The organism is Ramlibacter aquaticus (assembly GCF_015159745.1).
In the GTDB taxonomy this organism is placed as follows: domain Bacteria; phylum Pseudomonadota; class Gammaproteobacteria; order Burkholderiales; family Burkholderiaceae_C; genus Ramlibacter; species Ramlibacter aquaticus.
In genome coordinates this window covers 33,735-40,312 of the sequence record NZ_JADDOJ010000035.1, presented here as the reverse complement: position 1 = coordinate 40,312, position 6,578 = coordinate 33,735, and the positions used below count along the sequence as shown (strand labels likewise).

3 protein-coding genes are annotated in these 6,578 nt (G+C 70.0%); all 3 read left to right on the top strand.

Features of this window, described 5'->3' with window-relative positions; genetic code table 11:
- The first annotated feature begins 309 nt into the window (after nucleotides 1-309).
- Genes IM725_RS10400 through fdhF form a run of 3 tightly spaced genes read left to right on the top strand, consistent with a single transcriptional unit; the run spans nucleotide 310 to nucleotide 6,572 of the window.
- The gene (locus IM725_RS10400; RefSeq protein WP_193780522.1) at nucleotides 310-1,995 is read left to right on the top strand and encodes an OFA family MFS transporter; all 1,686 of its coding nucleotides are present in this window, start codon (nucleotides 310-312) and stop codon (nucleotides 1,993-1,995) included.
- A gap of 25 nt (nucleotides 1,996-2,020) precedes the next feature.
- Nucleotides 2,021-3,742 carry an NADH-ubiquinone oxidoreductase-F iron-sulfur binding region domain-containing protein gene (locus IM725_RS10395; protein ID WP_193780521.1) on the top strand — a complete coding sequence of 574 codons (1,722 nt, stop codon included), beginning with the start codon at nucleotides 2,021-2,023 and terminating at the stop codon, nucleotides 3,740-3,742.
- On the top strand, nucleotides 3,729-6,572 hold the full coding sequence (fdhF, locus tag IM725_RS10390) for a formate dehydrogenase subunit alpha (protein ID WP_193780519.1): 2,844 nt from the start codon (nucleotides 3,729-3,731) through the stop codon (nucleotides 6,570-6,572). Before IM725_RS10395 ends, fdhF begins: the two co-directional genes overlap by 14 nt.
- Nucleotides 6,573-6,578 lie beyond the last annotated feature (6 nt).

The window sequence follows — 6,578 nt, the reverse complement described above, 5'->3', positions numbered from 1 at the left end:
GCGGCGATGGGCGGGTCGCCGCCGCCGCCGCAGGCGGCAAGTCCCAGGGCCGGCAGGCCCAGCAGGACGGTTCTCCTGTGCATGGTGGCTTCCTTGCGTGATGCCGGCCCATTCTGGGGTGGACGCCGCGCGGCGGGTGGCCACGGACGCGCGTGCTCACAGCCGAATCGCTTGCACACTCATTTGATGCGCTCGAGTTACTGCGCTGCAGCATTCACAAAATGAATCACCGGATGCGTCAAAACAATTTGACCGGGCCTGTGACACCGCCGCACACTCCGGCCCATAACCACAGCAGGAGACAAACGCATGTCATCAGTTCTCGGTGCCGGCGGCCGGCCGGCCGGAGCGTCCCAGTCCTACGGCGTCCTCGACAAGGAACGCATCATCGCGGGCCCGGGCTTCAACCGGTGGCTGGTGCCGCCCGCGGCGCTGGCCATCCACCTGTGCATCGGCATGGCCTACGGCTTCTCCGTGTTCTGGCTGCCGCTGTCCAAGGCGCTCTCCACCGCCGGCACCGGCACGGCCTGCCCCAAGGACATGAGCTTCATGGCCGAGCTGTTCGCCAGCGGCTGCGACTGGCGCATCGCCACCCTGGGCTGGATGTACACCCTGTTCTTCGTGTTCCTCGGCTGCGCCGCCGCCATCTGGGGCGGCTGGCTGGAACGCGCCGGCCCGCGCAAGGCCGGGGTGGTGTCCGCCCTGTGCTGGTGCGGCGGCATGCTGATGTCGGCGCTGGGCATCCACCTGCACCAGTTCTGGCTGATGATCCTCGGCTCGGGCGTTATCGGCGGCATCGGCCTGGGGCTGGGCTACATCTCGCCCGTCTCCACGCTGATCAAGTGGTTCCCCGACCGCCGCGGCATGGCCACCGGCATGGCCATCATGGGCTTCGGCGGCGGCGCGATGATCGGCTCGCCCCTGGCGGTGGACCTGATGAAGCACTTCTCCACCCCCACCGACGTGGGCGTGCTGCAGACCTTCGTCGTCATGGCCGTGGTCTATTTCGTCTTCATGATCGGCGGCGCCTTCGGCTACCGCGTGCCCGCCACGGGCTGGAAGCCGGCCGGCTGGACCCCGCCGGCGGCGCAGACCACCAACACCATGATCACGGCCAACCACGTGCACGTGAAGAACGTCTGGCGCATTCCGCAGTTCTGGCTCATCTGGATGGTGCTGACCATGAACGTGAGCGCGGGCATCGGCGTGATCGGCATGGCCTCGCCCATGCTGCAGGAAGTGTTCGGCGGCGCGCTGATCGACGTGCCCAAGAAGTTCGGTGAGCTGGACAAGGCCCAGCTCGCGGCCATCGCCGGCGTGGCCGGCGGCTTCGCGGCGCTGCTGTCGCTGTTCAACATCGGCGGCCGCTTCTTCTGGGCCAGCCTGTCCGACAAGCTGGGCCGCAAGATGACCTACTTCGTCTTCTTCGTGCTCGGTGGCGTGCTGTACGCCAGCCTGCCGCACTCCGCGGCCGCCGGCAACAAGCTGCTCTTCGTGGGTGCGGTCTGCGTGATCCTGTCCATGTACGGTGGCGGCTTCTCCACCGTGCCGGCCTACCTGGCCGACCTGTTCGGTACCCAGTTCGTGGGCGCCATCCACGGCCGCCTGCTGACGGCCTGGGCCACGGCGGGCATCCTGGGCCCGGTGGTGGTGAACTACATGCGCGAGTACCAGCTCGGCCTGGGCATCCCGCGCGAGCAGGTCTACAACCAGACCATGTACATCCTGGTGGGCATGCTGGTGATCGGCTTCATCTGCAACCTGCTGGTGCGCCCGCTGGACCCCAAGTGGTTCATGGGCGAGGCCGAGCTGGAGGAAGAGAAGCGCCTCGCGCACGAGAAGGCCCGCGCCGCCGAAGCCGGCATGGAGGCCGTCCAGGCACGCGCCGACAGCACGCCGGCCGCCAAGGTCTGGCTGGCCTGGCTGGCCGTGGGCATCCCGCTGGCCTGGGGCGTCTACCGCACCCTGCTGGCGGCGGCCAAGTTCTTCCACTGATACGACGACTCCCGGCACGCTTTCCATGAACCATCCCGCTCCCGGCAGCGAAATCCAGGCGGTGGCGGTGGCCACCGCCGAGGAGCTGCGCCAACGCATCCGTCGCAAGAGCCGTCTCAAGGGGCGCCAGCCCGAGGAGGCGGCCCTCGAGGAGGTGCGTGCGCTCATCGGGCCCCGGCCCGAGGCTGGGCACCGCCGCGACCTGCTCATCGAGCACCTGCACAAGCTCAATGACGCGTTCCGCGGCCTGCACGAGCGCCACCTGGTGGCGCTGGCGCGGGAGATGAACGTGCCCATGGCCGAGGTGTTCGAGGTGGCGAGCTTCTACCACCACTTCGACATCGTGCGCGCGGGCGAGACGCCGGCGCAACTGACGGTGCGCGTTTGCGACGGGCTGTCCTGCGAGATGGCGGGCGCCGCGGCGCTGCTGGAGAAGCTGCCGGCGATCCTGGGCACGGACGTGCGCGTGATCCCGGCGCCCTGCATCGGCCGTTGCGAACAGGCGCCGGCGGTGGCGGTGGGGCAGCAGGCCGTGGCCTGCGCCACGCCCGAGAAGGTGGCTGCCTGCGCGGCGGGGGCCCCGCCTTCGCTGCCGGAGGCGGTGCGCCTGGCCGAGTACCGCGCGCAGGGCGGCTATGCCCTGGCCGCCGCGCTGGCCCAGGGCCAGGCGGACCCCGAGGCGGTGCTCAAGGCCATGGAGGATTCCGGCCTGCGCGGCCTGGGCGGCGCAGGCTTCCCGGCCGGCCGCAAGTGGCGCATCGTGCGCGACCAGCCCGCGCCGCGCCTGATGGCGGTGAACATCGATGAGGGCGAGCCCGGCACCTTCAAGGACCGGACCTACCTGGAGCGGGACCCGCATCGCTTCCTGGAAGGCATGCTGGTGGCGGCCCGGGTGGTCGGCATCGACGCCTGCTACATCTACCTGCGCGACGAATACCACGACGCGCGCAAGCTGCTCGAGGCCGAGATCGCCGCCTTGCAGGCCGACCCGCCGTGCCCGCTGCCGCTCATCGAGCTGCGGCGCGGCGCCGGGGCCTACATCTGCGGCGAAGAGTCGGCCATGATCGAGAGCATCGAGGGCAAGCGCGGCGAGCCGCGCATGCGGCCGCCCTACATCGCGCAGGTCGGCCTGTTCGGCCGGCCCACGCTGGAACACAACTTCGAGACGCTCTACTGGGTGCGCGACATTGTCCAGAAAGGCGCCGACTGGTTCGCCGGCCACGGCCGCAACGGCCGCAAGGGCCTGCGCAGCTTCAGCGTCAGCGGCCGGGTGAAGAACCCGGGCGTGAAGCTGGCGCCCGCCGGCATCAGCGTGCGCGAACTGATCGCCGAATACTGCGGCGGCATGCAGGACGGGCACGACTTCTATGCCTACCTGCCGGGCGGTGCCTCGGGCGGCATCCTGCCGGCCAGCCTGGGCGACGTGCCGCTGGACTTCGACACCCTGCAGCCGCACGGCTGCTTCATCGGCTCGGCCGCCGTGATCGTGCTGGGCCACCAGGACAGCGCGCGCGAGGCGGCGCTGAACATGATGCGTTTCTTCGCCCACGAGAGCTGCGGCCAGTGCACGCCCTGCCGCGTGGGCACGGCCAAGGCGGCCGTGCTGATGGAAGCGCCCCGCTGGGACCAGGCCCTGCTCGAGGACCTCTCGCAGGTGATGGCCGACGCCTCCATCTGCGGCCTCGGCCAGGCCGCCCCCAACCCGATCCGCTGCGTGCAGAAGTACTTCCCCCATGAAATCGCGTGACCTGCCCCTGATCGACTTCCAGCTCGACGGGCGGCCTGCCCAGGCGCTGGAGGGCGAGACCATCCTGCAAGCGGCACGCCGCTCCGGGCTGGACATCCCTCACCTCTGCTACAAGGACGGCCTGCGCCCGGACGGCAACTGCCGCGCCTGCGTGGTCGAGATCGACGGCGAGCGCACCCTCGCGCCCAGCTGCTGCCGCGCCGTCACGCCCGGCATGAAGGTGCAGGCCACGAGCGAGCGAGCGCGCAAGAGCCAGGCCATGGTGGTCGAGATGCTGCTGGCCGACCTCCCCGAAGCTGGCTACAAGTGGAACGACGCCGTGGGCCAGCCCCAGGGCCAGCACGGTGAGCTCAGCCTCTGGGCCGACCGCCTGGACGTGCAGCCGCGCCCCGCCCTCACGGCGCTGCGCCGCGAGCAGCCCGCCGCCGACATGAGCCATCCGGCCATGGCGGTGAACCTCGACGCCTGCATCCAGTGCAACCGTTGCGTGCGCGCCTGCCGCGAGGAGCAGGTGAACGACGTGATCGGCTATGCGATGCGGGGCTCGCATTCCAAGATCGTGTTCGACCTGGACGACCCCATGGGCGACAGCACCTGCGTCGCCTGCGGCGAATGCGTGCAGGCCTGCCCCACGGGCGCGCTCATGCCCAAGAGCCAGGTCGGCTCTCAGGTGGTGGACCGCAAGGTCGATTCGGTCTGCCCCTTCTGCGGGGTCGGCTGCCTCATCACCTACAACGTGAAGGACGAGCACATCGTGAGCGTGGACGGGCGCGACGGCCCGGCCAACCACGGCCGCCTGTGCGTCAAGGGCCGCTTCGGCTTCGACTACGTGCACCACGACCAGCGCCTGACCAAGCCGCTGATCCGCAAGCCCGGCGTGCCCAAGGACGACGGCGAGGCGCCGCGGCCCTCGCACTGGAGCGAGGTCTTCCGCGAGGCGAGCTGGGAAGAGGCGCTCGAATTCGCCGCCGGCAAGCTGCGCACGCTGCGGGACGGCCACGGCCCCAAGTCGCTGGCGGGCTTCGGCTCCGCCAAGGGCAGCAACGAGGAGGCCTACCTGTTTCAGAAGCTGGTGCGCACCGGCTTCCAGAGCAACAACGTCGACCACTGCACCCGGCTGTGCCATGCCTCGTCCGTGGCGGCGCTGCTGGAAGGCGTGGGCTCCGGCGCGGTGAGCAACCCCGTGAACGACGTGGCGCACGCCGAGCTGGTGATGGTGATCGGCTCCAACCCGACCGCCAACCACCCGGTGGCCGCCACCTGGATGAAGAACGCGGCGAAGAACGGCACGAAGATCGTGCTGGCCGACCCGCGCGTGACCGACCTGGGCCGCCACGCCTGGCGCGTGATGCAGTTCAAGCCCGACACCGACGTGGCGATGCTGAACGCCCTGATCCACACGGTGATCGAGGAGGGCCTGGCCGACGAGAGTTTCGTGCGCGAGCGCGCCGACAACTTCGAGGCCCTGCGCCAGAACGTGAAGGCCTACAGCCCCGAGGCCATGGCGCCCATCTGCGGCATTCCGGCGCAGACGCTGCGCGAGGTGGCGCGGGCCTTCGCCAAGGCCAAGGGGGCGATGATCCTCTGGGGCATGGGCGTGAGCCAGCACGTGCACGGCACCGACAACGTGCGCTGCCTGATCGCGCTGTCCACCGTGACCGGCCAGATCGGCCGGCCCGGCACCGGCCTGCATCCGCTGCGCGGCCAGAACAACGTGCAGGGCGCGAGCGATGCGGGCCTGATCCCCATGATGTTCCCGAACTACCAGCGCGTGGACGACGCCGGTGTGCACCGCTGGTTCGAGGATTTCTGGGGCACCCGCCTGGATGCGACGCCCGGCTACACCGTGGTCGAGATCATGCACAAGGCCCTGGCGGACGACAGCGACCCGCACAAGATCCGCGGCATGTACGTCATGGGCGAGAACCCGGCCATGAGCGACCCGGACCTGAACCATGCGCGCCACGCGCTGGCGAGCCTGGAGCACTTGGTGGTGCAGGACATCTTCATGACCGAGACGGCCTGGCTGGCCGACGTGGTGCTGCCGGCCTCGGCCTGGCCCGAGAAGACCGGCACGGTGAGCAACACCGACCGCATGGTGCAGCTGGGCCGCCGCGCGCTCACGCCGCCCGGCGATGCCAAGCCCGACCTCTGGATCATCCAGGAGATCGCGCGCCGCATGGGCCTGACCTGGGACTACGCCGGCGACGAATGCGGCGTGGCTGCGGTGTACGAGGAGATGCGCCAGGCCATGCATGCCGCGATCAGCGGCATCAGCTGGGAGCGCCTGCAGCGCGAGTCCAGCGTCACCTACCCCTGCCTGTCCGAGGACGACCCGGGACAGCCCATCGTCTTCGCCGACAGTTTCCCGACCGCGGACGGCCGCGTGAAGCTGGTGCCGGCCGACATCATCCCGGCTGCCGAGCGGCCCGATGCCGACTACCCCTTCGTGCTGATCACGGGCCGCCAGCTCGAACACTGGCACACCGGCAGCATGACGCGCCGCGCGACGGTGCTGGACGCGATCGAGCCGCTGGCCACCGCGTCCATGAACGGCGCCGACATGGAGTCCATGCAGCTCGCGCCCGGCGACGTGATCACCGTGCGCTCGCGGCGCGGCGAGGTGGCCATCCACCTGCGGCGCGACGACGGCACGCCCAGCGGCGCGGTGTTCATTCCCTTCGCGTACTACGAGGCGGCGGCGAACCAGCTGACCAACGCCGCGCTGGACCCGTTCGGGAAGATCCCGGAGTTCAAGTACTGCGCCGTGCGCATCCTGCGTGGGGGAACACCGAAGCCGGCCGCCGGCTATGGGACGGGCGCCGGATAATCCGGT

Excerpts from the sequence above, each read along its gene's own strand:
- fdhF (WP_193780519.1), top strand. The coding sequence starts at position 3,729 with ATGAAATCGCGTGACCTGCCCCTGATCGACTTCCAGCTCGACGGGCGG.
- IM725_RS10400 (WP_193780522.1), top strand. The coding sequence starts at position 310 with ATGTCATCAGTTCTCGGTGCCGGCGGCCGGCCGGCCGGAGCGTCCCAG.
- IM725_RS10395 (WP_193780521.1), top strand. The coding sequence starts at position 2,021 with ATGAACCATCCCGCTCCCGGCAGCGAAATCCAGGCGGTGGCGGTGGCC.